This is a genomic window from Endozoicomonas sp. SCSIO W0465, assembly GCF_023716865.1.
In the GTDB taxonomy this organism is placed as follows: domain Bacteria; phylum Pseudomonadota; class Gammaproteobacteria; order Pseudomonadales; family Endozoicomonadaceae; genus Endozoicomonas.
In genome coordinates, this window is the sequence record NZ_CP092417.1 from 2,745,000 (window position 1) to 2,770,854 (window position 25,855).

The 25,855-nt window shown below is 48.6% G+C and carries 19 protein-coding genes, 5 tRNA genes and 1 pseudogene; 7 read left to right on the plus strand and 18 right to left on the minus strand.

Annotation, left to right across the window (positions count from 1 at the left end; translation table 11 throughout):
• The first annotated feature begins 139 nt into the window (after positions 1–139).
• Positions 140–1,381 (plus strand): aspartate kinase, encoded by a 1,242-nt coding sequence (locus MJO57_RS11950; protein ID WP_252025551.1) that lies wholly within the window; start codon positions 140–142, stop codon positions 1,379–1,381.
• Positions 1,382–1,782: 401 nt separating this feature from the next.
• Entirely contained in the window at positions 1,783–2,043 is a 261-nt protein-coding gene (gene csrA / locus MJO57_RS33250; protein WP_371924824.1) for a carbon storage regulator CsrA, read from the plus strand.
• A gap of 10 nt (positions 2,044–2,053) precedes the next feature.
• Here csrA and MJO57_RS11960 read toward each other — a convergent pair whose 3' ends face one another.
• The 3 genes from MJO57_RS11960 to istA form a co-directional block, all read right to left on the minus strand.
• A complete protein-coding gene (locus tag MJO57_RS11960; RefSeq protein ID WP_252025553.1) occupies positions 2,054–3,526 on the minus strand; it encodes an IS66 family transposase in 1,473 nt (490 codons plus the stop codon).
• A 96-nt stretch (positions 3,527–3,622) separates the two neighbouring features.
• Positions 3,623–4,378 carry an IS21-like element helper ATPase IstB gene (istB, locus tag MJO57_RS11965; RefSeq protein WP_252017309.1) on the minus strand — a complete coding sequence of 252 codons (756 nt, stop codon included), beginning with the start codon at positions 4,376–4,378 and terminating at the stop codon, positions 3,623–3,625.
• A 12-nt stretch (positions 4,379–4,390) separates the two neighbouring features.
• Complete coding sequence (gene istA / locus MJO57_RS11970; RefSeq protein ID WP_252017310.1) at positions 4,391–5,944, minus strand: IS21 family transposase; 1,554 nt, start codon at positions 5,942–5,944, stop codon at positions 4,391–4,393.
• A 756-nt stretch (positions 5,945–6,700) separates the two neighbouring features.
• On the opposite strand from istA, the gene MJO57_RS11975 reads away from it, so the two are divergent.
• A tRNA-Ser gene (locus MJO57_RS11975) sits at positions 6,701–6,793 on the plus strand.
• Between the two features lie 78 nt (positions 6,794–6,871).
• On the opposite strand, the gene MJO57_RS33255 is transcribed toward MJO57_RS11975, so the two are convergent.
• From MJO57_RS33255 to gspE, 14 genes are all read right to left on the minus strand, one after another.
• Positions 6,872–7,078: a tyrosine-type recombinase/integrase gene (locus MJO57_RS33255; RefSeq protein WP_371924825.1), complete on the minus strand. Its 207-nt coding sequence runs from the start codon at positions 7,076–7,078 to the stop codon at positions 6,872–6,874.
• A gap of 402 nt (positions 7,079–7,480) precedes the next feature.
• Positions 7,481–7,557 (minus strand) — tRNA-Asp (locus MJO57_RS11990).
• A gap of 39 nt (positions 7,558–7,596) precedes the next feature.
• A tRNA-Val gene (locus tag MJO57_RS11995) sits at positions 7,597–7,672 on the minus strand.
• 33 nt (positions 7,673–7,705) lie between these two features.
• Positions 7,706–7,782, minus strand: a tRNA-Asp gene (locus tag MJO57_RS12000).
• A gap of 40 nt (positions 7,783–7,822) precedes the next feature.
• Positions 7,823–7,898: transfer RNA gene (locus tag MJO57_RS12005), tRNA-Val, on the minus strand.
• Positions 7,899–8,060: 162 nt separating this feature from the next.
• The gene (gene gspM, locus MJO57_RS12010; protein ID WP_252025555.1) at positions 8,061–8,573 is read right to left on the minus strand and encodes a type II secretion system protein GspM; all 513 of its coding nucleotides are present in this window, start codon (positions 8,571–8,573) and stop codon (positions 8,061–8,063) included.
• A 12-nt stretch (positions 8,574–8,585) separates the two neighbouring features.
• Positions 8,586–9,983 carry a type II secretion system protein GspL gene (gene gspL, locus MJO57_RS12015; protein WP_252025557.1) on the minus strand — a complete coding sequence of 466 codons (1,398 nt, stop codon included), beginning with the start codon at positions 9,981–9,983 and terminating at the stop codon, positions 8,586–8,588.
• Positions 9,983–11,074 carry a type II secretion system minor pseudopilin GspK gene (gspK, locus tag MJO57_RS12020; protein ID WP_252025559.1) on the minus strand — a complete coding sequence of 364 codons (1,092 nt, stop codon included), beginning with the start codon at positions 11,072–11,074 and terminating at the stop codon, positions 9,983–9,985. Before gspK ends, gspL begins: the two co-directional genes overlap by 1 nt.
• On the minus strand, positions 11,064–11,846 hold the full coding sequence (gene gspJ, locus MJO57_RS12025; protein ID WP_252025561.1) for a type II secretion system minor pseudopilin GspJ: 783 nt from the start codon (positions 11,844–11,846) through the stop codon (positions 11,064–11,066). The genes gspK and gspJ overlap by 11 nt, the downstream gene beginning before the upstream one ends.
• Positions 11,846–12,292, minus strand: coding sequence for a type II secretion system minor pseudopilin GspI (gspI, locus tag MJO57_RS12030; RefSeq protein WP_252025563.1), 447 nt, complete (start codon positions 12,290–12,292; stop codon positions 11,846–11,848). Before gspI ends, gspJ begins: the two co-directional genes overlap by 1 nt.
• Positions 12,292–12,804: a prepilin-type N-terminal cleavage/methylation domain-containing protein gene (locus MJO57_RS12035; protein ID WP_256493280.1), complete on the minus strand. Its 513-nt coding sequence runs from the start codon at positions 12,802–12,804 to the stop codon at positions 12,292–12,294. Before MJO57_RS12035 ends, gspI begins: the two co-directional genes overlap by 1 nt.
• A gap of 32 nt (positions 12,805–12,836) precedes the next feature.
• The gene (gene gspG, locus MJO57_RS12040; RefSeq protein WP_256493281.1) at positions 12,837–13,313 is read right to left on the minus strand and encodes a type II secretion system major pseudopilin GspG; all 477 of its coding nucleotides are present in this window, start codon (positions 13,311–13,313) and stop codon (positions 12,837–12,839) included.
• A gap of 141 nt (positions 13,314–13,454) precedes the next feature.
• Positions 13,455–14,675 (minus strand): type II secretion system inner membrane protein GspF, encoded by a 1,221-nt coding sequence (gene gspF, locus MJO57_RS12045; RefSeq protein ID WP_252025567.1) that lies wholly within the window; start codon positions 14,673–14,675, stop codon positions 13,455–13,457.
• Between the two features lie 124 nt (positions 14,676–14,799).
• On the minus strand, positions 14,800–16,341 hold the full coding sequence (gene gspE, locus MJO57_RS12050; protein ID WP_305881914.1) for a type II secretion system ATPase GspE: 1,542 nt from the start codon (positions 16,339–16,341) through the stop codon (positions 14,800–14,802).
• 299 nt (positions 16,342–16,640) lie between these two features.
• Here gspE and MJO57_RS12055 point away from each other — a divergent pair, with 299 nt between their 5' ends.
• The 3 genes from MJO57_RS12055 (at position 16,641) to rapA (ending at position 22,783) form a co-directional block, all read left to right on the plus strand.
• Positions 16,641–17,288, plus strand: a complete 648-nt coding sequence (locus tag MJO57_RS12055) for a type II secretion system protein N (RefSeq protein ID WP_252025569.1) — start codon at positions 16,641–16,643, stop codon at positions 17,286–17,288.
• A gap of 98 nt (positions 17,289–17,386) precedes the next feature.
• On the plus strand, positions 17,387–19,450 hold the full coding sequence (gene gspD, locus MJO57_RS12060; protein WP_252025571.1) for a type II secretion system secretin GspD: 2,064 nt from the start codon (positions 17,387–17,389) through the stop codon (positions 19,448–19,450).
• Between the two features lie 444 nt (positions 19,451–19,894).
• Positions 19,895–22,783: an RNA polymerase-associated protein RapA gene (rapA, locus tag MJO57_RS12065; protein ID WP_252025573.1), complete on the plus strand. Its 2,889-nt coding sequence runs from the start codon at positions 19,895–19,897 to the stop codon at positions 22,781–22,783.
• Between the two features lie 91 nt (positions 22,784–22,874).
• Here the strand turns inward: rapA and MJO57_RS12070 are convergent.
• Positions 22,875–24,404, minus strand: a pseudogene (locus tag MJO57_RS12070) (BCCT family transporter); the annotation flags it as partial.
• A 114-nt stretch (positions 24,405–24,518) separates the two neighbouring features.
• On the opposite strand from MJO57_RS12070, the gene MJO57_RS12075 reads away from it, so the two are divergent.
• A complete protein-coding gene (locus MJO57_RS12075) occupies positions 24,519–25,838 on the plus strand; it encodes an ISNCY family transposase (protein WP_252025577.1) in 1,320 nt (439 codons plus the stop codon).
• Positions 25,839–25,855 lie beyond the last annotated feature (17 nt).

Below are 25,855 nucleotides of genomic sequence, written 5' to 3' on the forward strand. Positions count from 1 at the left end.
ATGATAGCGATGGCAGCTTGTGCTGTCTGGCTCCTGCCTGAATAACTCTGTTCTATTAACATTGATGGGCGTTGCAGCAGGAGGCTGGCACAGGGAAGCTTGGCCACAGGTCATGGCTGATTGAAGTAGAACGAATAAGATGGCGCTAATAGTACAGAAATTTGGCGGCACCTCAGTAGGCACCACTGAACGAATTCAGGGGGTTGCTGATAAGGTTAAAGGGTTCCGCGAACAGGGGCACGACGTTGTCGTTGTGGTTTCTGCCATGAGTGGTGAAACCAATCGATTGGTCGAGCTTGCCCAGTCAATGCAGTCACAGCCGACGCCACGGGAAATGGATGTTATCCTTTCGACGGGCGAACAGGTAACCATAGGTCTATTGAGTATGGCTCTCAATGAACGTGGCTGTCCTGCGACTTCCTATACCGGTAGTCAGGTAGCCATTGTTACTGACAGTGCTCATACCAAGGCCCGCATCAAGCGAATTGATACTGAGGGTATCGTCAGGGACCTGGAACTGGGGCGTGTTGTCGTGGTTGCCGGTTTTCAGGGGCGTGATGAACAAGGCAATATCACGACCCTGGGGCGAGGTGGTTCGGATACCACGGCGGTGGCTCTCGCCGCAGCACTTAAAGCTGATGAGTGCCAGATATACACGGATGTCGATGGGGTTTACACCACCGACCCGAGAGTGGTTGAGGGTGCCCGCCGTCTGGACAAGATTACTTTTGAAGAGATGCTGGAAATGGCCAGCCTGGGCTCCAAGGTTCTGCAGATCAGGGCTGTTGAGTTTGCTGGCAAATACAACGTTAACCTGAGAGTTCTGCATACCTTCCAGGATGGCCCTGGAACACTGATTACACTGGATGAGGGTATCGCCATGGAGTCACCGGTAGTTTCCGGCATCGCATTTAACCGAGATGAAGCCAAACTGACCATTAAGGGCGTACCCGATATTCCCGGTGTGGCATCCCGAATTCTTGGTCCGGTTAGCCGTGCCAATATTGAAGTGGATATGATTGTCCAGAATACTGCTGAGGACAAAACCACCGATTTCACTTTTACCGTACATCGTAATGATTATGAACGGGCAAAAGTTGTGGTTGAGCAGGTTGTTGAAGAGCTTGAAGCCCGTGAATACGATGGTGATATGAAAATTGCCAAAGTGTCGATTGTTGGCGTTGGCATGCGTTCGCATGCGGGTGTTGCCACCAAAATGTTTGAAGCGCTGGCGGCTGAAGGGATTAATATTCAGATCATCTCAACGTCGGAAATCAAGGTTTCCGTCATCATTGCTGAAAAGTACCTGGAGCTTGCCGTCCGGGCGCTCCACTCCGCTTTTGAGCTGGACAGGGAACCAATGGAAGATAATGGGGTCTAAATTGTCAATATAATTAAAACCGTGGGCCTCGCAAGGGGCTCCATCTGCTTTGAATCCACCTGATAGAGCAAAAGTGGAATGAGTAGTGTTATCAAGTCCTCAAACTATTTCCGGCAGGTAAAAATACGAATGGAAATCTTGAACTTGGTGACTAGACTGGGTTTGCTGAATAATTCTTAAGCATGAACGGTTGAGCTGACATATACTTCATTACTTTGAACTGAGTACTAAAGCAGTTTAAAGTCAGGCAATTTTAAGGTGAAATAACGTCTGTACTGGGGTTGGTGTCGTATATTTTCACGCGATCATTTTGGGTGATTTCATCAGCTTCTAACCAATGCACCAGCGTGCTCAGAATTGACGGTTGTTGACTTAACAGAGATGTAAATAAGGAGATTGAAATGCTGATTCTGACTCGCCGCGTAGGAGAGACCCTGATGGTAGGGGACGAGGTCACTGTCACTGTTCTGGGTGTAAAGGGTAACCAGGTTCGTATCGGTGTTAACGCACCTAAAGAGGTTGCTGTTCACCGGGAAGAAATTTACCAGAGAATTCAAAAAGAAAAAGAGCACAAAAAAGGCGGTGCCGGCCGTTCTTATGAAGATGATGAAGGTTATGCATCCGGATATCAGTCCGAGTCTGAATCTTACGAATCCTATTGATAATTTGTAACTATTCAGCACTGAGCAAAGGCATATTACAGTAATTCCGAACAGCTCTATGAAGTGATTGATATATGTCCATTCCCTGTTTTCTGGCAGACGACAAATAGCTGCGAATCCGTGCAAACATAGAACCACCGTCTGCACTCCTGAAGCAGCCTGAGATTTTCTGCTTTAACTTGGCCATTCGAACATCCCGCTCACTGCCATTGTTATCGAAGGGAATGGTAAAATCTGACATGAAGCGCAGTGTCTCAGCCTTGAACTCAGTGAGTCGTTTGAAGAGATTGTAAGCTTTAGTATTCTTGACTTTCTTGCGCTTAAGCTCCTCTCGTTGCTTCTCCATATAGACGACTTCTTTCATTAGAGCCCGCTGAAGCAACCGGTCATAAATCTTCTCGATTCGTTCACAGACAACACTTGGCATCTGTAGCATACCTATGGTCTTAAAGCCCTTGCAGTAATGCCAGGAAAGCCTCAGTAGCTTCATCAATCGCAACGCCAGTTGATTGCTGTCCCTATCAACAACACCCAAAAGCTCCCTCAGGTGATGGGCATTGCAAAGTACGTGAGTTGCCGCATATGCAAAATAGGATTTCCAATGATCATGAACCAGAACGCCTGCAAATGTTAGCAGTATGCCCATCGTGTCCATGGCCTCACGACCTCGCTTTTCAGACAAGTAGTAGAGCGTCCATTGTTCATCCCGCATAACGTGTAGCCAGTGCAAAGAGCCCTCGGCCCGCATACCCGTTTCATCGGCTCCGGCAACAGACGATTCCCGCAAGGCGTCACGAATAACCTCTTCAGTAGAAGCCAGATTTTCATAGGTTCTGGCCACAAAATTGGCGACAGTGCCTGCACTTACACTCATTTTATAGAGAGTATTAAAATACTCTGACACGCGCTTAAAAGGCAGGAAATGGTATTGGTTAAGATAGACGGCCATAGCCTGTGTGGCTGAGCCATATTGTGCGGCAGCGGTAACACCTTCCGGGAATTCAGCCTGATTCCGACAACCACAAGTGCAGATTTTTACTTCAGCTCTATGGGCCGTTACTTCAAATTCACCCGGTCTCCCTGGTTCAAACACCTGTCGTTCAATATATTTGACCGGCTCACTATCAAGAAGAGACGCCTGACATTTATTGCATTCTTTAACCGGAAGGTACTCAATATAGTCAGGGATATCGACCTGTTTAAGACAAGTGCCCTGATGCCCTTTCTTTCCACCGGCTTTATTACCAGAAGACTGTCTCAGACTTTTAGGATTGGGTTTTTCATCCGATGGATCGGTACCTTTATCTGCGGAAAGGTCGTCAGAATGATCTGGAGAATTACTGTTTTTACAAGGTTTTTGATAACCATCAGACGATGGCGGCTTGCTGCTGTTTTGACTGTTCTTGCCAACCTTTTCTTCCAATTCTCGACATCGCTCTTCCAGACAGGCAACTCTCATCCGCAGCTCTGCATTCTCTTTCAAGAGAATCTCAGCCGACTGCGTATTCTGGTTAACTTGAACACCTATTCTGTTTCATTTGAACACCCTGAACTCCTTACACATTGCCCAGTGTGATTTTTAGACCAGGTGTTCAACTGCGTCCAATTTTCCAAGCTTTTTGCGCATGGATTCGCCTTTGAGTTCAATCCGGTGGGCATTGTGCATAAGCCGGTCAAGAATGGCGTCGGCCAGAGTTTCATCACCAATGCTGGCATGCCACTTCCGGGTGGGCAATTGACTGGTAACCAACGTGGAACCTTGCTCGTGCCTGTCATCCATGACTTCCAGCAGATCGTTCCTTTGTTGCTGCGTCAGTGGTTCCAGGCCCCAGTCGTCCAGAATCAGCAAGTCTACTTTTGCCAGTTGTTTCAACTGCCTGCTGTAGCTGCCATCACCGTGGGCAAGGATCAGTTCATCCAGTAGCCTGGACATCCGATAGTACCGGACACTGTAGCCTTTCAGACAAGCCATGTGCCCAAGGGCGCAGGCCAGGTAGCTCTTACCGGAACCACAAGGTCCGGTGATCAACAGGTTCCTGTACCGGTCAAGCCAGCCTCCTCCAGACAGGCTGGCCATCTGGTTCTGTTTGAGACCTCTGGGGTGTTCATAGTCAATGTCGTGTATCCGGGCAGCCAGTTTAAACCGGGCGCTTCTGAGCAGCCGAGCCAGACGTTTATTGTTTCGCTCTGTTTCTTCCTGCTCAGTAAGCAACGACAGTCGTTCTTCAAAGCTAAGGCTACTGTAGGTGCCCGGCTGGTCCAGCTGTTGATTGAGGGCATCTGCCATTCCGGTCAGTCGCAGTGACCTAAGGCGAGCCAGTGTTTCATTGATCATGTTCGCCTCCGGTTATTGATAGCAAATAGCGCCACGAATATTTTCGTGATCATCATGCAAGGGACCTGTCGTTTGTTTTAACTGTGGCTCCAATGGCATCAGGTCTTTGCCTGACTGGAGGATTGATCGGACATTTTTTAACCGATAACCCCCGATGTTCCTGGCATGGGCGCAGGCGTTGTTGAGTCGTTCAGTTCCATATTCCCGCTGCAGGTTTAGCAGCCCCAATGAAGCTCGATAGGCTTGTTCAGGATGCTCCTTGCTATCCAGCAGTGATTGAATAAAACAATAGACTTCCTGACCAATGTCGTTAGCCCAGTTAAGTAAACGCTCAGGCGTCCAATCCTGATGGTGACGATGTCGTTCCGGCATATGAACTGCTAACGTCGTAAATCCACGTGTGTGCTTGCGAGCGTGGCTGGCCACCACTTTACCGTTAGCGTAGATCGTGACGCAGTGCTCAGTCGCCTGTACTTCTACTTCCTGCCTGGCAAGCTGATGGGGAACCGAGTAGGCGTGCCCCTTGCAGATAATATGATAATCCACATTCACCCGGGCCTTGATAAACTCAGCGAACACAAAAGATTGCTTCGGCAGTGGCTTGAGGGCTGGTTCATCCAGTTGTTCAAACGCACTACGTCGCGTTCCTGGCAACTGCTTAAAGGGCTTCAGGTTCAGTTCGATTAACAGCTCACGTATCCGCAGGTTCAGCTCTGCCAGGGTAAAGAACATTTCATGACGAAGCCTGGCCAGTATCCACCGCTCCACTACCTGTACACCGACTTCTGCTTTGGCCTTGTCTTTGGGTTTGTAGGGGCGTGCCGGAATGACTGCCACCTGGTAGTGACAAGCCAGGTGCTGGTATGATGGGTTGAGATCCGGCTCGTACCGACAGGCTTTGATAACTGCGCACTTTGGGTTGTCTGGCACAACAATTTCTGGCACCCCACCAAAGAACTCAAAGGCCCGTTCATGAGACCCCAGCCAGTCCTCTGTTTTTTGTGACAGAGTCGCTTCAGCGTAGGTATAGTTGGACGCTCCCAGCACTGCCACAAATATCTGGGCATTGTGGGCAATTTCGCCGGTGTCCGGGTTGATGATTGGCATGGTTGGCCCGGCATAATCAACAAATAACTTTTCACCTGCATTGTGCAGCTGTCGCATAGATCGCTTTTGACAACCACGCCACTGATTGTAACGGTGACAGTACTGGGCATAGCTGTAGGCATTGAGGGGGTGGGCCTGACAGTATTCTTCCCAGAGTCGTTGTTTGGTCACTTCCTTGCGCTTCAGTTCCTGATGCACCTCAGCCCAGTCAGGATCAATCAACCCTTTTCGATTGGCTATCGAGGCATCGGGAAACAGCGCCTGAATAAGCTCAGGCTCAGATATATCCTCTGCCAGGGGCCAGCTTAATTCCGATTCCTGAAAGGCCTTAACGTAGTTGGATACCGTCCCCACACTGACCCGTACACTGCGGGAAATTTGTCGGAAGCTGAGTTGGCTGCCAAACCGCATCCGGAGTATTTCTAGTAGCTTACGCATGGTAATCCTGTTTTCTGTCATGGCCGGTTCCCTCTCTTGGTACAGATAAGAACGGCCAAAGTTATGGAAAATCAATGCATAAGAAGATATTTGTTAGCTGTATTAGACCGGTTTATGGTCTGTTGAACAGCGTTTCTGGAAGCTTGAACGGTGATTCTGGAAATCATCAAAAAGTGTTCAAAAGAAACCAGAATAGGTGTTCAAGTGTTACCAGAATGGGTGTTCAAGTGTTACCAGAATGAGTGTTCAAGAGTTACCAGAATATGCACCGACATAGTTGCGGGTAGTTCTGGAATCATGCTGGCGAATATTGTGGAAAAATGGTGCTTAAGAGGATGGTATAAAAATCAGAAAATTCCAGATTTATGTGGGGGTGCTGAACAGTTACGATAATTTTTAAGCTGTCGTTTCTATCTCTGATTGAGTTCATCGAATCATTGCTGATCCCTCAAGACAGTTTTCATGAAATGCCTGGCAGGTTGTCAGGTATTTTTGTATCTGAATAAAGGTGTTGAAAGTTTTTCTATGTACTCAGCCCCAATAATCACATCATTTAATCAGTTGGTTAACTACTTATAGTTTTATTGTTTTATCAAAAACTCTGAAGTGTAACGGTGAATTCTGATGATGCGAATGCTCCTGCGAGTGGATTACTGTCTTTTCGGTTAGTTTGGAATAGCGCTTTCTCTACCCGCCCCAACTCCAAAGGATGAAAAGCAGGATTGGTTAAAAAAAGACTTGCTTTTCAAGGTTTTCAGGGTAATATCGGTCGTTCATGGTGAGGTGGCCGAGAGGCTGAAGGCGCTCCCCTGCTAAGGGAGTATACGGTTTGTAGCCGTATCGAGGGTTCGAATCCCTCCCTCACCGCCATTTTTTTAATTCCTTGATTTCCCTTCCTTTTATACTCTTTTTCATTTGTTCCAATTTACTGATGTGTCCAAGAAGTGTTTATTTGCTTAATGGATTTAATCTAACTGCGTCGTTTAAATGTTCTCTGCTGAATTTAGCGTACTTCATGGTCGTCTTAATGTCGGAATGACCGAGGATGCTTTGCAGTACCCGAATGTTTCCACCATTCATCGTAAAGTGACTGGTGAAGGTATGGCGTAGAGCGTGGCTGGCCTGTCCCCTGACGGTTCTGACACCGGGGTGCATAAAGCCCTTCTGAAGGATTTCTGATAGTTGATGAACTCTCCTTTATCCCTGATGTGCTTCTTTGCTTACAGGAACGGTTCTTCATCTATGTTAGCACCGATTTGAAATGACCTGTTTTCACTGGTTTAGTTTCATTGAGTTATTTCAGGAATTTCGATTATTACTGTGGTGGTCGTTTCAGTAATGCAGCCTTGCGTTTCTCTTGTAACTGATAGCTTTTGCCTTTGATGTTGGAGGTGGTCGTGTGGTGCGGTAATCGATCGGGAGAGGGCGGGAGAAAACGGGCAAAATAGCTTGTTTGTGGGAGGGTGAATTCTCCAGCGAAGTGTGTTTAAGCTTTATGTTTATAGGCTGTGTAAACGACAAAACCCTTGCAACAGGTGTTGTAAGGGTTTCATTGTATGGCGGACCGGACGGGACTCGAACCCGCGACCTCCGGCGTGACAGGCCGGCATTCTAACCGACTGAACTACCGGTCCGCTGTTTTTCGAGCACTTTTTAAAAAAGTATCGAAAACCTGGTGGGTGATGACGGGATCGAACCGCCGACCCTCTGCTTGTAAGGCAGATGCTCTCCCAGCTGAGCTAATCACCCGAATTTTTACTTAAATCGTACGCAGAAATTAAATGGCGGACCGGACGGGACTCGAACCCGCGGCCTCCGGCGTGACAGGCCGGCATTCTAACCGACTGAACTACCGGTCCGCTGTTTTTCGAGAACTTTTGAAAAAAAGCATCGAAAACCTGGTGGGTGATGACGGGATCGAACCGCCGACCCTCTGCTTGTAAGGCAGATGCTCTCCCAGCTGAGCTAATCACCCTGAACCTGTGGCGGGTATCATAGCGAATCGAGAGATAGTGTCAATCCCTTTTGCGGCATCATCAGGAAAATCCTCGAACAACAAGGCCGGGCAGTGATGCTGTTGGATAACACAGTTGGATAACAACCATATAGACTCAGCGTGAACCTTATACTGCTTCGTTTACTTTTCCAGATGAATATAACTCTTAACCCGACCCACTTCTTTCAGCTGATCAATACGAATCTGCTGGATCGCAACACCATGCTCTGTTTGCAGCAGAACCAGCCATTTAAGCAGCTTCTGGTAGGCAGCATCTTCAACCCAAACAGAAAGGCCTTTGCGGTCTGGCCGAACTCGTTCCAGTGTTATACCTGCCTGATGGGCAACATTGGCAGCTATGGAAGATAACTCCTGACGGGTTGAAGTAGCCTGTTGGTTTTTCTGCAGGTCTCGGGCTTTTGAAAAATGACCATGCAACCAGGTGTTCATTTCCTGTTGATAGAGATAGGCACTCTTCTGAGCCTCAGACCATTGGGTTACTGGCTCCCAAACCAGTATGTAGACGAGTCCTGTAAACACTACGGCAAAAAGCAGTTGGAGTGTTTTACGATCCCTCGGAGGCCGCATTTCATACCAGAACTTACAGTGCTTCCAGTACGGGTTGGCCATTAGCAGGCTATTCAGTTTTTGCATGGTTACACCCAGTCATCTTTTGATCGAAACTCTGGCAATCACACCGGACTTACCCTGGTTAGCGTTATCCAGCTTGCCTTGAAGGTCGGTAGCATTGAGCTTTTCCAGGAATCGGTTAACCGTGTCCAACTCATCGGTTTCAAATTCATAAATCAGTTGACCCGTCGCATCGTTAAAGTCCAGATTCCTGGACTTAAGTTTTCCCTTTTCACCCATTGAGCCAGAAACACGGGAAAGAGCCTGAAGCATAGATAAAAACGGGGTTTTCGATGTTTGAGTATCCAGAGTGCGAAGGCGGTGATCCATTACTTGCTTAACATTAAAAGACATCTGTTGCCGGACCAGAGCTTGCTGGGCTTGTCGGTCATTGGGGAATACCGCGAGATAATTCTTTATGGATTCTCGCCAGAGCAACTCCGATTTATTCTGATAAATCATGCCTGCTGTTACTGACAATCCAAGCTCAATAACCAGCCAGCAACCAGCAGCGGCCACCAGGGGCCACCAGCGCCTGATAAAACGCCCTGTTCTTCCCGGACACTGATAGGCTCCCTGTCGGAAGTCAAGAAGCTGATTACAGCGTCTGTTTGTAAAATAGTGCTCGGCAAAATATTCAAAGACCGAGGCCTTAAGCGGTACCTTATCGATGAGCCAGCCACGTTCAGAAAGCAAACCGGATATTTCATCTATTCTGGCCGTAGCAACTGCCAGGGTGTTATCAGAGAACATTATTCTGACTTGCGAGGGTGACTCATTCACCGTTTCGGAAACCGAATTTTCGAGAGAACTGGCCAGGGTATCAGGATCTTCCTGACCGGAGTGATCCGGAAATATGAAAGGAATCGCTTCGTCATTCAGGGTAATGCCTTCACGACCGGGAGCAGCCATCATGACTGAATCATTGTCCAACATCAGACAGGTGTATCCCGGCTCAGGCTTTAGCAATTGCATTTCAGCCACGATGCTGGTCAGAGGCAACTGATTCTGATCAAAAAGTGCAAGCATGGCCTGTAAGGTTGAATGGGGAATGCCTGCAACAGAAACCTGCAGGTCCTTGTCAGGAAAACCATTAATAATATGCATGGTTTCAATATCCTGCGCCAGATGCTCCTCCACCAGATAAGGGAGGGCTGTTGCCAAGTGCTTTTTCTGGCCAGCATTAATTGTCAGGTGCTTATATAAACAAAGTGATCCCCCCACGAGAAAAATCGCCTCATCTGGCAGGCGGTCAACTTCTTCTTGATCTTCAGGTTCGTCAGCACACCATGCTTCTTTGAGCTGATTGACTGGTGTCAGATGCAGTTCTCCCAGAAGCGCGCCTCCCGATGTATATTTTCCCCACTGCACAACCGTATTGGCATCAATAGGACTGAACGGAGCAGGTATGCGAATCAATAACAGTTTTTTCATTATTTAAATCCCGGGTTCCTCGTTGAATCGACTTCATTTACAGGAACCCAATATTGACTCGGGCCTATTTCTCTTCCGACAATCTGTACATGCCCCTCACGACTTCGGTAAAAAATCGTTTTCAAGTAAAAGGTGGTCTCTCTGTACGTAGCCTTAATCCGGGTACTGAAATACTGGCTACCAAACACCACCCGTTCATTTTGATTTTTCTCATTAAAGACGCCAGCCTTTCCAGATAGAGCGACAAGCTGATTCAACTCTTCAATATTTGCCAATCCGGTATCGCCCCGGCTGTTACTGATCATTAAGGCATCCCCCTGAGAGATATTCTTGTTTAAAGAGCGGATCACCTCTGGCAATGCAGTGTTCATATTCATTTTTGATGATCTGGGTATAACCGTAATATAGGGCAATAGTTTTTCAATTTCTTCGTTATTAAAACCATCAATTAACATCAATTCCGAGACCGAAGTCATTTCAGTTTGTCCGGTTCTTCTTGGGGGAGTAAGGGATAAATAGACCTGATCCTCCGCTCCCTGCGATTCATTTTTCTGCTCTTTGCCCATCCAACGCGCCATTTTATAGGCCAGTTGAGGGTCCATGGATTGTGCTAACAGAAGATTCTCAAACATCTGCGTACCCGGTGAACTACCTTGTTCAACCCGTTTTCCACCCGATGGCCTATTGTCATCAGTAAGCCAGTTTAAATTAAACCGGCTCTGCTCATCCTGAACCTGTAACTCTATAACGCCCTGCTCAACTTCATAATTGATGGTTTCGACATTCCACAGCTCATTTTCATGATCCACCATTCGGTTATTCTTTTTGTCCTGTTCAAAATCTTTTTCCAGCCGCCATGCAACATACTGTTCAGCTCCCAGCGCATAGTGTTTGGCCTGCGTTCTTTCCAGATATCGGGCATTCTTCGCGGTGTGCAACCAGAGATTCATGACAATTTCAGAAGTGACTGTCGTGATCAGCAAAAAAATCAACAGCACATAAATGAGCGCAATCCCTGACTGATAACACGACAGGTATTTACTTGTCGGCGCCAGAGCTGATTGACAGTTTTTTGCAGATTCAATAGCCATCGACACTTTCCCTGGGGGGTTGTGGCCGTATACTACTCGGTACGTTATGCCTATTGTCCTGGGAAAAGCCTCCTTCAATCCCTTGATCAGGCTTATACGTTATCAGAGGAACGACGATAACAATGGATCCTAAATCCTCATGAACAATGGTCAACTCCACTGCAGCTGGCATTTGATCCAAGGGCCCTCCGGGAGCAGCCCCAAAAGCAGCTGACTGCAGATTCTGCCTTGGAGGCCAAGCGCTTATCCACTGCTTACGATCATTGAGGAACCGTACTTTCAAGCTGTTCACGCCAGACATCATCACCTGACGAATACGAGCAGATTCCGGCGCCCTGTCCAAAGTTGGCCAGTAATAACGAATTAACTGCTTGTCCTCCGCTGCATAAGCCACACGCTGCAGTGTACTTCGTGTTAGCTGAAGGGGGTTTTGCCATCCTGAACGGGTAAACTCCATTAATGTTCCGCCCAGCCCCGGAGCTTTCAATGCAGGCTGCTGTATGCCGCTTTCATCCCTGACCGGTCTTCGGGTTATTTGATACAGATCTTTTTCCAGGACTATTTCAGCTCGCTGTAATTTATCCAGGCCATCCAGAACAGACTGCGTTGTTTCCTGCGCACGCGTTACTGACATAAACAGCTTGTAGGCTGCCGTACTGATCATGCCAAACATTGCGATAGCAACCATTAACTCAAGAAGGGTAAAGCCACTCGTCACCCGGGAACAGTTCAATTGCTTAACCATAACCCGGCCAAAACATTGGTTGGACATTATTGCCGAGGCCTCCTTAGCCAGGTAGATAACCTTGCCAGGGGAGTGGCTCCTTTTTCTGGTTCAGATTCACCGATAAATACCTCGACCTGCACTTTTCTGAAATCAGGTGAGTCTGTGGATACAGAGGTTTCCCGAACATACCACTGATAACCGGCATAGCTTTCAATGTGGGGCCTCACTGCCGGACCACTCCAGCGCCCCTCAGCATGAAGCACATTGAGATAATGATCAGCAATCTGCGAAGCCAGTATTTTTTCCTTCTGATATCGGGTCTGCCGAATACTGTTGCCATCAGAAAGAATCAGCATAGAAGCAGCCAGGGAAAAGACAGCCAGAGCAACCATAACTTCCAGCAAGGTAAAGCCATGGCAGCCATTCTGGATTCTGTTTCGAAGAAAAAGCCGGTTTAGTCTGAAAGCACAATGACTCATAGAAATGCGCATCACTCCCTGACCCGTTCAATATCTGACAATCCATCTGTGAACAGGTAGAGTAATTGCTTTCTATTGGCAACCGGAACAATACTGAGCCTGAACGGGGTTACCTGGTAATCTGAATAGAAAACTACAGATGGGTACTCTTCATCCAAGTCATCCAAGTCAAAAGTCGTGGAATTCTCAAGTAATTCCAGGTTCACGCTTATTGCTTCCGGTATTAATCTGGGCTGGAAAGGAGACTGTTCCAACTCATCCCACCCCTGACTACCTGCCGATAATACCCACCAGCGGTAATACCCCATATGATCAATTGAGAAGCCGTATTGAATATTTTCCAGCAATGCTTTGTCACGAACCTGGTTAAATAATACCTGCAGTATTGTCGCTTCTTCCTGAACCACCTTCTGAATACTCCCGGTTATCGGGCTTAGCAGGGTAATACCTAAAAGAACACCAATGATGACCACCACCACCAGCATTTCGATCAGGGTAAAACCTCGCTGTTGAGGTGATGCCATTACGTATCCTTGCCTGTTTTCAATTAGAACTGTTATGGCTGGTTATCCCAGTTAGCGATATCGGCATCAAGACCTTCTCCCCCCTCACGGCCATTAGCTCCGAGAGAATAAAGGTCATACTTGCCATGATTACCGGGTTGTAAATACATGTAGGGGTTCCCCCATGGGTCCATTGGCACTTTTTTCAGGTACCCTTCAGGATTCCAGTTTCTGGGCTCTGGCGGAGCAGATGGTTTCTGAATCAGCGCTTCAAGCCCCTGGTCCAGAGTGGGATAAAAACCATTATCAAGCCGGAAGAGTTCCAGTGCCTGAGAAATTGTTTCAATATCAGCTCGGGCAACAGTGACTTTTGCCTGATCAGGCCGGGAAAGGATTTTGGGAACCACCATAGCGGCGAGGATCCCCAGAATGACCACCACCACCATTATCTCAATCAGGGTAAAGCCCTGATCAGCTTTCACTAAATTAGCTGTATTATGCGCTCTTCTTCTGAGCCAATTATTTATCATGTTGGTTGACCTCAATGTTCTGTGAATGTGCCATTCAGCATTTTTACCTGGGACGGTTTGCTCCGTTTCACTCCGCCCCGGGCTTTCTGGCGCTCAAGGCTTTCTAGCGCTCAAAGCTTTCTGGCGCTCAAGGCTGTCACATCAATTCAGCAGCTGGTTCATATTCAGTATGGGCAAAAGGATGGCAAGGACAATCATCATGACCACGCCACCCATCAAGACCAGCATCAACGGCTCAAACAGTCCAAGCATAACGGTGATTCGACCTTCCAGCTCCATTTGCTGATTCTGTGCGGTTCGTTCCAGCATCTGATCCAGCTCTCCGGTTGCCTCACCACTGGCAATCATGTGCAGCATCAGGGGAGGGAAGTAACCGGTCTCTGTCAGGGCCCTGTTTAAACTGGAACCTTCGCTGACTCGCCTGGCAACATCCTGAAGGGCATTTTTGATGGCATCGTTATTAACTACCTGAGCGGCAATCATCAGAGCCTCAACCAGTGAAATCCCACTGCGGGTTAATATACTCAATGTACTGGCAAAGCGGGCAGCGTTAGCCGTGCGCACAAATCGCCCAATAAAGGGCAGCTTCAACAGCACTCGATGCCAGGAAAGTCGTATTGACGCTTTTTTCAGTAAATGCCGGATAAACAGGATAGCTGCAGCAATTCCACCAAAAATCACAGGCCACCAGGTCTGAAATCCCTCACTGGCATTAATCAATAGTTCCGTGATTAATGGCAGCTCCTGTCCGGAATCAAGAAATACCTTAACAACATCCGGTACCACAAATCCCAGCAGGAAACTGACAATCCCAATAGAAGCCAGCATCAAAATGACTGGATAAACCAGCGCCTGCTGTATTTTCTGACCGGAACGCATCCTGGCCTCAGTGTAGTCGGCCAGACGGTTAAGAACACGGTCAAGATAACCGGCATGCTCCCCTGCAGCGACGGTTGCCCGATACATCTGGGGGAAGACTTCCGGAAATGTTTCCAGGCTTTTGGCCAGGGTATAGCCTTCAAGTACCCGGGAACGAATGGCCAGCAGTATATTTTTTATTCTTCGCTTTTCCTGCTGGGCCGCTACAGCATTCAGTGCTTCCTCAATTGGCATTGCCGCCTGGATCAGCGTAGCGAGCTGCCGGGTTACCGTAGCCAGCTCAATAGCTGAAATCCCGCGACGTAGAAAGAAGGTGCTTCCTGCCTCCCCCTGCTGTTTGCGATCAGTAAGCGTATTCACCGACAGAGGCGTCCACTGTTTATCCCGGAGCATCTGACGAACCTGACGCCCACTATCCGCTTCCAGTGTACCTTTATGCTGTTTTCCCTGATGATCCAGGGCAATATATTCAAATGCGGCCATATTCGTGAGTCTTTTCCTGTAGCTGCCAAAAGCGGAAAATTCCGTTTGTCCATTCCGGTTAAAATAGCGCCCTGTAAATCAACGGTATTTTCACAATAAAAAGCAGCCTCTCATCTGGCACTAATCAGTCTTCCTGGGTAACCCGAAGTACTTCTTCAAGTGTTGTTACCCCTTCCAGTACTTTTCTGCTGCCATCTTCACGTATGCCGGGGCTGGATTCACGAGCATAGTCAGTAATCTCCTGCTCTCCTTTGAGAGCATGGATCATCCGCCTGACCTGCTCATTGATAACGACAACTTCATAAATGCCGGTACGGCCGCGATAGCCACTAAAATTACAGGCCATACACCCTTCAGCGTGATAGAGCGTAACCCCATCAGAGGCATCGATACCTAACTGCTGACACTCGGCATCATCGGGAGTGTAGGGAGCTTTACAGTCACTGCAGAGCACCCTGACCAGACGCTGTGCAATCACGCCAAGTAGACTCGAAGACATCAGAAAGGGTTCAATCCCCATGTCCTGCAGACGGGTCAGTGCACCTACAGCCGTATTGGTATGAAGTGTTGAAAGTACCAAGTGTCCGGTCAAACTTGCCTGTACCGCTATTTCAGCGGTTTCCCGGTCACGGATCTCTCCGACCATCACCACATCAGGGTCCTGTCTTAGAATAGCTCTCAATCCCCGGACAAACGTCATATCGACTTTGGTGTTTACCTGAGTCTGACCAATCCCTTCCAGGTGATACTCGATGGGATCTTCAACCGTGAGAATGTTTCGAGTCTGGTCATTCAGCAGCGACAGACTGGCATAAAGAGAGGTTGTCTTGCCGGATCCTGTTGGCCCTGTCACCAGTATGATGCCATAGGGCTTTTTCAGCAGACCTTCGATAAGCAAACGGTTTCGCTCCGTCATACCAAGATGCTTGAGTTCAAGACGGCCTGCTGCTTTGTCCAGAAGCCTCAGTACAACCCGCTCGCCATTGCTGGAAGGCAACGTGGAAACCCGGACATCCACTTCTTTACCAGCGACCCTTAACGAAATTCGGCCATCCTGGGGTACACGCTTCTCGGCAATATCCAGCCGGGCCATAACCTTGATACGAGAAACCAGTAAAGAGGCAATGGTTCTCTGAAGTGACAGTACTTCCCTTAAAACACCATCAACCCGAAGCCGAACCACGAGTGTCGACTCAAACGTTTCGATGTGCACGTCGGAAGCACCTTCCTTGACAGCCTCTGTCAACAACGCATTAATTAAACGGATGACCGGAGCATCATCACTTTGCTCAAGCAGGTCTTCTGTGATCGGAACGGCATCCGCAAGACTGGTCAGGTCCAGGTGATCACTGATTCCAGCAGCATCCTGCAATGCTTCTGAACTGTCATGGTGATAGCAGTGAGCCAGCACCTCTGACAGTTTTTCGACAGTGACTCTTTCATAGGCAGGAAAAACACCAGAAAAGCGACTGACTTCAGCAATCAGATCAGCCGACGGTGTGTTATGAAAGTACAGTGTGGCAAACCCTTGATCATTCTCAACAAGGACAACGCCATGCCTTTTAGCAAAACTAAAAGGCAATCTTGGTATAACGCTGGCTTCATTTTCAGCATCGCCTTCGGGATTGTCTGCAGGGGCATAGCCAGCGGTTAGCGATGTAGCCAATCTCATTAACTCCTTAAATCAAAAGAGCCGCACCTGTCATTTCCGATTAATTATTTTCCGACAGGTTCATAAATACCAATCTCGTATTGTTGGTACAAAAATCCAAGCAAGCAGAAGCAGTCTGGAGCATTATTCCTGTTTTACAAATCATAAGATCAAAATTTTCTTCTGATTTTTCAAAAAAACACAAAGCTTTTTTTGAAAAAAACTTATTTCTTTAAAAAACAAGACTCTTATGCTTTTATTTAGACTAAAGAATAGCTTATTAATTCAATTCGTTAACTTCAGAAGATATGGCCATGAAATCAGTGGTTTCCTCCACATTTCTGCAATTGGGGCATAAAAACAACCGGAATTTTATGATTCTGATTATTTTAAGCGTCATGCTGCTCAGCACCAGTTTTCAGGCATTTAATTTTTATCAGTTAGTCAATAGCGAATCCTCGAAAGATAGTGATAAAAACAAAACTATCGTTTCAAATAAGACCATGACAATCAAACCTGAAGACTTTGAGTTGATTTTTGGTTTTAGCGACAATCAGGAAATAATTCAAAACAATGATGAGATCCCGATAACCAAAATGAACCTGATTCTTAGAGGGGCTCTATCGGGCATTGAAAATAAAAAGTACGCAAGTGCAATTATCCAAATATCCAACCAGGACCAGTTATATGAAATTGGTGATGCTCTTCCCGGAGGCGCCATTTTAAATCAGGTTTATTCTGATCACATTGTCATTAAACGGGGTAAGCAGCTTGAAAGACTATATTTTCCAGAAACAGCCAGGGACTCCAGAGCCGTTCAGGAATTCAGGCCTGTTGCTGAAGACATCCCCGAGTCAACGGAGCGGCGTCCGGGCAACCACGACTACCCGGATGACATGTCTCTTGAACAGCGAATGCAGGACCTCAGGGAGCAGCTGCAGGAAGCCAGTCAGGAACTGTAACGACAACAATGACAAACTGCTAAGTTAATGGTCATAACATGAACATCAGATCACCACGCTTTTTACAGTTTTTGCAGTACCCTCTTAACAGGAAGTCAATGAGAGCAATTCCTCTGCTACTTGTGCTGACAGTCACCCCTCTGCTGGCCAATAGTGCAAACAGAGGTTTACAGCCTGCTGCAAATAGTACTGCACCCTTGCCTGATGACAAGCTGTGGACACTGAATCAGCAAAATGCCGATATTCGTGAATTTATCACCCAGGTTGCCAAAATAACCGGAGAGACATTTGTTATCGATCCACGGATCAAGAGTGGCAATACGGTTACCGTCATTTCAAGCAAGCCTTTGACTAAGGACGAAGTTTACGATGTTTTCCTGGAAGTACTATCCGCTAATGGTTATACCGTCATTCCAAAATCCGACGGTCATATTATTAATGTTGTCCCCACCACCAGCGCAAAAACCAGCAGCCCGGGAGATACTCAGAAGCCAATTGATGGCGTAATGACCACCAAAGTCATCGACTTGCACAGTGTGTCCGCTGTTGAAGTCATCCCGATCATTCGCCCATTGATTGCTCAATATGGGCATGCTGCTGCCTCCGCCTCCAGCAATGCGGTCATCATCAGTGATCTTGCGGATAATGTTGAGCGCATCACCAAACTGATCAGGGAGCTGGATGATGCTGGCAATAACGACTATGAAGTCATCCAGCTTAAACATGCCTGGGTCGGGGATGTGTCAAAAATAATCTCTGATACGCTGGTCACCGGAAAGGGACAGCTACCCAGCGGGCTTCAGGTGATCGCCGATGAACGGAGCAATCGTCTGGTGGTTAAGGGCAATGCCAGCAAACGGGCACGGGTCAGAAAGCTGGCTGACACTCTTGATAAGGAAGGCATTCGCAAATCAACCACCAAAGTCATGTTCCTGAGTTTTGCAGACGCCAAAAACATTGCTGAAATCCTTTCTGAAGCATCAGGCATTATTCAGGATAGTCAGGGAAAGAAAGTCGCTTCAAACCCATCGTCACCTGTTACATCGGGTCCAGTTTCGCCAACGGCGTCATCAGGTCAGTCGTCTCCCCAGGCCCGAACCACCACCAAGTCAGGGGCTAAAAGCAAATCGGCAGCAACGGGTGCTTTTGTAAAAGCGGATGAAACCCAGAACGCTCTGGTCATGATTGCCGACCCGGAAACCCTCCAGGAGATGGAGAAAATTGTCAGGCAGCTGGATGTACCCAGGGCTCAGGTACTACTGGAGGCTGTTATTGTTGAAGTGTCCGGTGGCATTAATGATGCCTTGGGAATTCAGTGGGGCATTGATGGAACAGATACTATCCGTGGTTCATTAACAACCAACCCTTCCGGAACGACTTCCAGTACAGTCACCGGAACCAAAAGCAGTATTACTGGCCACATACTCGAAAACTCCGGTATTGCCCTCGGTTCACTGGCACTGCGGGCAGATAATTTTGGGGTTCTGGTCAGCGCATTAAGCTCAAGATCCAATAACAATATCCTGTCTACTCCCAGCATGCTGACCCTGGATAATGAGGAGGCAGAGCTGATAATAGGAAAAAATATTCCCATAAAAACCGGCTCATACCAGACGTCATCCAGCGGAAACAGTAATAATCCCTTCACAACAACCGAGCGCAAGGATGTGGGGCTAAAACTCAAGATCACCCCCCATATCAACGAAGGCGGCAGTCTAAGACTGATACTGGAACAGGAGGTTTCTTCACTGGATGTGGGCACAACCAAACAGCTCCTTGGCTCGGATAGCAATGATCTACTGTTCAATACCCGTTCCCTGAAGACTGCGGTACTGGTGGACGATGGACAGACCGTCGTTATTGGTGGACTGATCGAGGACATTAAATCCAAAAGCAGAAAAAAAGTACCACTGCTCGGGGACATCCCGATTTTGGGCAACCTCTTCCGTTACAGTCTCAAAGGTGATGAAAAAAAGAACCTGATGCTGTTTATCCGTCCTACCATCATGCGCAACTCTGAAACCCTGGTAAAAGCGACCCAAGACCGGTTTACCAAACTGAAACTGATCGGCAACGGCAATGCCAGACAGTCTATTAACCTTCCAGATCGACCCAGTGAGTTATTTGATACCGAGACTTTTGACCTGAGAAACAGCAACTGATTTTCACTGACAACCGGCGAAACCAGAGCCTCCTGGGAAAAGTGTGGGTAAGTGAGAAGCTTGATTATTCGGGTTAGCCCTATACTTGTGTTTGGTTACCGATCTGAAACGTCAACAGCTCCTGGTTAGCATTAATTGGTAAACTCCTGTCTATAATCATCGAGGCATACTGAATTTCGGTCATCCCCGTAGTGCAATTTAAGAGGATTCCGCTAATATAGCGCGCTTTTTGGTACATCGGTCATAATCTTCAGGTAAACACTGCAGGTAAGCGTATGATTGAGATGGCCCAAGCAGTCTGAGAGCCCTCTGTTTGCTGACGGAGGCTTTCTCACCGTAAACCATTTTCAAAATACAGTTCGCAGGTCCATCTCCGGCCTACGCACCGTTCAGTCGGTATCGTATAATAGCGGACTGTCAGTCAGGCAAGGTTAGTAGTCAAATATGACGAGTTTCGTTTCTGGACAACGCTGGATAAGTGATACTGAGACCGAGCAGGGACTGGGCACTGTGCTCACCTTTGACAGTCGTATGATCACCCTGCTGTTTCCTGCAACCGGGGAAACCCGGCTTTACTCCATAAACAACTGCCCACTGACCCGCGTTGAGTTCAACCCCGGAGATCGTGTCGAAAGCCACGAGGGCTGGATTATGCTGGTCACCGAGGTGATTGAGAAAAACGGCCTGTTGACCTACTGTGGAACACTGCCTGACGGCGAAATTCGTCAGCTTCCTGAAGCCGAGTTGGGTAACCATATTCGCTTCAACAAACCACAGGATCGAATGTTGGCGGGGCAGATTGACCAGAACAGCAATTTTACCCTGCGCTACAAAACGCTCCAATATAACTATGGCCTGCGCAAGTCACCCATGCGCGGACTGATTGGTCCTCGCACCAGTCTGATCCCACACCAGCTGCATATTGCCCGCGAGGTTTCTCAGCGCCATGCGCCGCGAGTCATGCTGGCTGACGAGGTCGGTATGGGTAAAACCATTGAAGCCGGCCTGATTTTGCACCAACAACTGATTACCGGTCGTGCCAGTCGTGTACTGATTCTCTTGCCGGAAAGCCTGGTGCATCAGTGGCTGGTGGAGATGCTGCGCCGTTTCAACCTGCGTTTCAGTGTCTTTGACGAAGAGCGCTGTCGTCAGTCTCCGGATGAAAACCCGTTTAATACCGAACAGCTGATTATCTGCAGTATTGGTTTTCTCTGCCATGATGAGGATCGTCGTAAACAGGCGATGGCAGCGGACTTCGACCTGCTGATTGTGGATGAAGCCCACCATTTGATCTGGTCTGAAGAAGAAACCAATGCCGAATATCAGTGTGTGGAAGCGCTGTCCCAACAGATTCCCGGACTACTGCTATTGACCGCCACACCGGAGCAGATGGGTGCCAAGAGCCACTTTGCCCATTTACGCCTGCTGGACCCGGACCGCTTCCACGATCTTGCCGCCTTTGAAGCGGAAGAGAGCCGTTATGAGCCGGTCGCTGAAGCTGTGCAAGAACTGCTTGGCAATGAGAACCAGGCGCTTCCTGCCCGGGCAAGAGATCATTTGGTTGGCTTCCTTGGAAAAGACAGCAAGCCACTGATCGATGCCCTGGATAAAGAGCCGAATGCGGATGACGAAGAGGCAAGAAATACCGCCCGCACACAGCTGCTGCGCCGCCTGCTGGATCGTCATGGCACTGGTCGCGTCATGTTCCGTAATACCCGGGCAGCGGTTGGCGGATTCTCTGGTCGTGCTGTTCAGGGCTACCCCCAGGTGCTTCCTGAGCTCTACGAAATCGCCCTGGAAGAAGAGTCCAACTATCGCCACAACCTCTATCCGGAGCTGGCTTACCAGGCCCAGATCCGGGTCGATGATATGGACCCCTGGTGGAAAGTCGACCCCCGGGTAGACTGGCTGATGAATCTGCTCAAGCTGCTTAAGAAAGAGAAAGTGCTGGTTATCTGCGCTAATGCCAATACGGCACTGGATCTGGAAAATGCCCTGCGCATACTGTCCGGTATTCCGGCCGCGGTATTCCATGAAAACATGAGCATTATTGAGCGGGATCGCGCTGCGGCCTATTTTGCCGAAGAGGATCATGGTGCCCAGGTACTGGTTTGTTCCGAAATTGGCAGTGAAGGCCGTAACTTCCAGTTTGCCCATCATCTGGTCCTTTTTGATCTGCCTGAGCATCCCGACCTGCTGGAACAGCGTATTGGACGACTGGATCGTATTGGCCAGACTGAAGCCATCAAGATTCACGTGCCTTATCTGCTGGGCACCGGTCAGGAGTCGCTATTCCACTGGTACGACCGGGGATTGAACGCCTTTGCCGATACCTGCCCTGCCGGTAGCATGGTGCAGATGCAACTGGGTGAAGCACTGGTACCTTATCTGCAACCGGGAAGCCAGGCCACCACAGAAGCCATGGAGGCCTTGTTGAATCAGGCTGCGCAATTGAATCAGCAGCAGATGGAGCATCTTCATAAGGGCAGAGACCGACTGTTGGAACTGAATTCCCGTGGCCTGATCTCCAATGAAGACATGATCAACGACATTGAAGAGCAGGAACAGCCAAGACAACTCAAGCGGTTTATGGAAAAGCTGTTCGAAGGCTTTGGTGTTGAGGCGGAAGACTATTCCAAACACTGCCTGGTGATTCGTCCGGGCAGTCATATGATCACCACCTTCCCCGGCCTTCCGGAAGATGGCATGACCGTCACCTTTGACCGGGAAATGGCGCTGTCCAGAGAAGATATGCACTTCCTGACCTGGGAGCACCCCATCGTCAGTGAAGGGATGGATATGGTGCTGACCAGCGAGCTGGGTAATACCTCTGTTGCCCTGCTCAAAAACAAAGCCCTGAAGCCCGGCACCATGCTGCTGGAAGCGATTTACGTGGTGGAAACCAGCGCTGACCGGACCCTTCAGCTGGATCGCTACCTGCCAGCAACGCCGATTCGCTGTCTGATCGACCCTGGATTCAATGATCTGTCCGAAAAAGTGGCATTTGATACTCTGAACGCCCAGCTTCAGCCTTTGAAACGGGGTGTTGCCAAGAAACTGGTGAATGCCCAGCGGGCACCCTTTCTGGCCATGCTGGATAAAGCCGAAGGGTATGCCAAAGATCGGGTACAGCCCATTGTTAATCAGGCCTGCCAGAACCTGCTGACCGATGTCACCGAAGAGATCAAGCGACTGGCGGCTCTTAAAGTGGTCAACCCGAATGTTCGCGATGAAGAGATTGAGTATCTGAAAAATCGTGCTGCACTGGGCCATCAGGCACTGCAGAAAGCGGTTCTGCGACTGGATGCTCTGCGAATAATGATTGCCGGTTAAGCCTTTCATCTTTCACCGATAAATAAACGCCCCCAGTAGTACAGCAATGAGGGCGTTTGAATATCAGCAGGTCAACTCTGCTCTCTTCTTATCAGGCTTTACCCATCCGCAGTAGAATTTCTTCTTTTGCCTGCAAGCGCTCCAGTTCTCGCTGCTCCTCCTGCTTCTGACGCATCAGCTCATTGAACTCCATCCGAGCCTGTTGGGCCAATTCAGAAGCAGCTTGCCTCTTCTCATTGGCCTCGACGGCAGCCTGGGTTAATCGTTCAACTTCCTCAAGCATATGCGCTGGTGCATCACCCAGATCAGAACCCGTTGCACCACGAGCCATGGCCTCCCTGCGAATCTGCTTTTTCAGGGCAGCCAGTGCTTCATGGGCCTGACGCTCTGCACTTACGGCCTCTGTCGCCTGATCCTTCAGCTGTTCAAAGCGAGCCAGTGCAGAACCTTCCAGGCTCCACGGGTCCACTTCCGGCAGTTCTTCAATATTGATGGTCGGTTCTTCATAGCCTTCCTGGCGGGAGATATCCAGCATGGTGGCTTTCACCGCTGAAATCATCAGCATCACCGCAATCACCAGCAGCGGCAGACCGCCGACAATGGCTGCCGTCTGCAATGTTGTCAGACCACCCATAAACATCAGCACAGAAGGCATCAGCGACAGAGTGAATGCCCAGAACAGGCGGTTCCAGCGCATGGGATCTTCAGTCACATTCGTCTGGACAACTGACGCTAGAATAAAGGAGATAGAGTCAAAGGTGGTGGCAGTAAAGATAATACAGAGCAATGTGAACAGTACGATCACCAGATAACTGAACGGCAGCTGTTCAAGCACACTGAAAATAGCGGTTGTTGCGCCTTCAGCATTGAGAATACCCACAACATCCAGTTGACCGGAAAGCTGCAAGGACAGGCCGAAGTTACCCAGCACGATAAAGTACACGGCACACCCCAGGGAGCCACAGAAAACCGCACCACCGACCATCTGTTTAATGGTTCGCCCTTTGGAAATACGGGCAACGAACAGCCCCATACTCGGTGCATATACCAGCCACCAGGCCCAGTAGAAGATGGTCCAGTCCTGTGGGAAGTGAGTATCTTCAAAGGTGCCATAACCGCCGAAAGGTTCTGCCCATGTGGCCATGACAAAGAAGTTGGACAACATCCGCCCAATAGAGTCCAGACCCGTCTCCACCATAAACAGCGTAGGACCTACCACCAGGACAAAAGCCAGCAGACCCAGGGCTCCCCAGAAATTGATATTACTCAACAGTTTGATACCGCCATCCATCCCCTTGTACGAGGAATAAGCGAACAGCGCCGTACACACCATCAATACACCAATCTGGGTACCATTGGTGGATGGAATACCGGTCAGGTAGGTAATGCCCTCATTGATCAACGGTGCCGCCAGCCCCAGTGTGGTAGCAGCACCACCGAGCAGACCAAAAATAAACAGCACGTCAATCACCTTGCCCAGAGGCCCTTTACTGCGCGCTTCTCCCAATACCGGCATCAGGGCTGCAGAGACCTTCAGCACCGGGTTTTTGCGCACATGAAAAAAGTAGGCAATGGGAATGGCCGGAATCATATAGATAGTTCTCGTCCAAAAACACAACCAATTGAAAACTGTAGATTTTACCCTGAAAAATTAAGTGGAGCCCTACTGCTATCTGGCGACTAAACTTCCCAAGAGCAAGAAACATAAGGGATTGCCAAAAACAGAGGACTCCAAATGCGCAAAAAACGCAACCCGCAGTGTAGTATGGAACTCCATTACGTACCTCATGAAATCTGCTCCCAGCTTTCCGGTATCTCGCAATGGCTTGACGCCCATCCACAGTTCAATGACTGGATTTATGAGGACTTAAGTTCTGGTGATAAACAGAACACTGGGCGGAACGGACTATCAGCAGAATCCGTTCTTCGTGCGGCACTCCTGAAACAGTATTTGAATTGTGATTATGACTACTTGTCGTTTGTTTTGATGGACTCCATGCTCTTTCGAGACTTTTGTCGCCTCGAACCAAACCAGCGCCCCAGTCGCTCCAGTTTGCATGGGCTCATCAGCCTTCTTACTGCATCTACATGGGAACGGATTAATAACTGTCAGCTAATGACCGCTAAAGATCAGGGTATTGAAAAAGGGCGCACTGTGGCTATTGACAGCACAGTCACCGAATCGGATATCAAACCTCCTTGCGACAGTGATCTTTTAGCCAGTTCCGTTAAAGAAATTTGTCGGCTGCTGGAACGGGGACAAACACTGACAGCGACACCGCTTTATGAATATACCCATCACAACCGAGCCGTAAAAGATGCGGCCAGAAAATGCATCTACGCTGGCAAAGAAGAGCGGCATCAGCATTATAAAAAACTGCTGCAGTTGACCCGAAAATCCCGGAAGGTACTTATCGAAGCTACTGTCACGCTAGCAAACGCCCGTCAGCAGGGGCAGTGTCTCCTGGCTGATGATGCCGACAAGTGGCAGGCCGATGTGGATCACCTGTTACCCCTGGTGGATGCAATAGTCTCCCAGACAGAGCGCAGGGTCTTTAAGGGTGAAAAGGTGCCAGCCCAGGAAAAAGTGGTTAGCCTGTATGAACCCCATACGGATATCATCGTAAAAGACAGGCGGCAAGTACAGTATGGCCATAAACTGAACCTGGTTCAGGGAAAAAGTCGATTGATCCTGGACCTGGTTATTGAGGAAGGTAACCCAGCGGATTCGGACCAATTCATTCCGATGATGGAAAGACAAAAAGAAATTTATGGTCGTGTACCTCGCCAGACAAGCGGTGACGGCGGATACGCGTGTCGCGCTAATTTGGAAAAAGCCAAGGCCATGGGAATCAGCGATGTAGCTTTTAATAAGAAGCGCGGACTTGAAGTCGAAGAGATGACTAAAAGTCAGTATGTGTATAAAACGCTCTTTCGCTTCCGGGCAGGTATTGAAGCGGGAATTTCGTGGCTAAAGAGATGTTTTGGGCTATCACGTTGCCACTGCAAGGGTTCTGAGCGTTTTGATTCTCATTGCTGGTTATCGGTGGTCTAGTACCTTTCCAGCATGGT

Coding starts and splice junctions, on each gene's coding strand:
- gspM (WP_252025555.1), bottom strand. CDS start 8,573: ATGCAAAAACTGAATAGCCTGCTAATGGCCAACCCGTACTGGAAGCAC.
- gspL (WP_252025557.1), bottom strand. CDS start 9,983: ATGAAAAAACTGTTATTGATTCGCATACCTGCTCCGTTCAGTCCTATT.
- gspJ (WP_252025561.1), bottom strand. CDS start 11,846: ATGTCCAACCAATGTTTTGGCCGGGTTATGGTTAAGCAATTGAACTGT.
- MJO57_RS12035 (WP_256493280.1), bottom strand. CDS start 12,804: ATGGCATCACCTCAACAGCGAGGTTTTACCCTGATCGAAATGCTGGTG.
- MJO57_RS12075 (WP_252025577.1), top strand. CDS start 24,519: ATGCGCAAAAAACGCAACCCGCAGTGTAGTATGGAACTCCATTACGTA.
- MJO57_RS12055 (WP_252025569.1), top strand. CDS start 16,641: ATGAAATCAGTGGTTTCCTCCACATTTCTGCAATTGGGGCATAAAAAC.
- istB (WP_252017309.1), bottom strand. CDS start 4,378: ATGATCAATGAAACACTGGCTCGCCTTAGGTCACTGCGACTGACCGGA.
- rapA (WP_252025573.1), top strand. CDS start 19,895: ATGACGAGTTTCGTTTCTGGACAACGCTGGATAAGTGATACTGAGACC.
- gspI (WP_252025563.1), bottom strand. CDS start 12,292: ATGCGCATTTCTATGAGTCATTGTGCTTTCAGACTAAACCGGCTTTTT.
- gspG (WP_256493281.1), bottom strand. CDS start 13,313: ATGATAAATAATTGGCTCAGAAGAAGAGCGCATAATACAGCTAATTTA.
- gspK (WP_252025559.1), bottom strand. CDS start 11,074: ATGGCTATTGAATCTGCAAAAAACTGTCAATCAGCTCTGGCGCCGACA.
- gspF (WP_252025567.1), bottom strand. CDS start 14,675: ATGGCCGCATTTGAATATATTGCCCTGGATCATCAGGGAAAACAGCAT.
- csrA (WP_371924824.1), top strand. CDS start 1,783: ATGCTGATTCTGACTCGCCGCGTAGGAGAGACCCTGATGGTAGGGGAC.
- MJO57_RS33255 (WP_371924825.1), bottom strand. CDS start 7,078: ATGCACCCCGGTGTCAGAACCGTCAGGGGACAGGCCAGCCACGCTCTA.
- gspD (WP_252025571.1), top strand. CDS start 17,387: ATGAGAGCAATTCCTCTGCTACTTGTGCTGACAGTCACCCCTCTGCTG.
- istA (WP_252017310.1), bottom strand. CDS start 5,944: ATGACAGAAAACAGGATTACCATGCGTAAGCTACTAGAAATACTCCGG.
- MJO57_RS11950 (WP_252025551.1), top strand. CDS start 140: ATGGCGCTAATAGTACAGAAATTTGGCGGCACCTCAGTAGGCACCACT.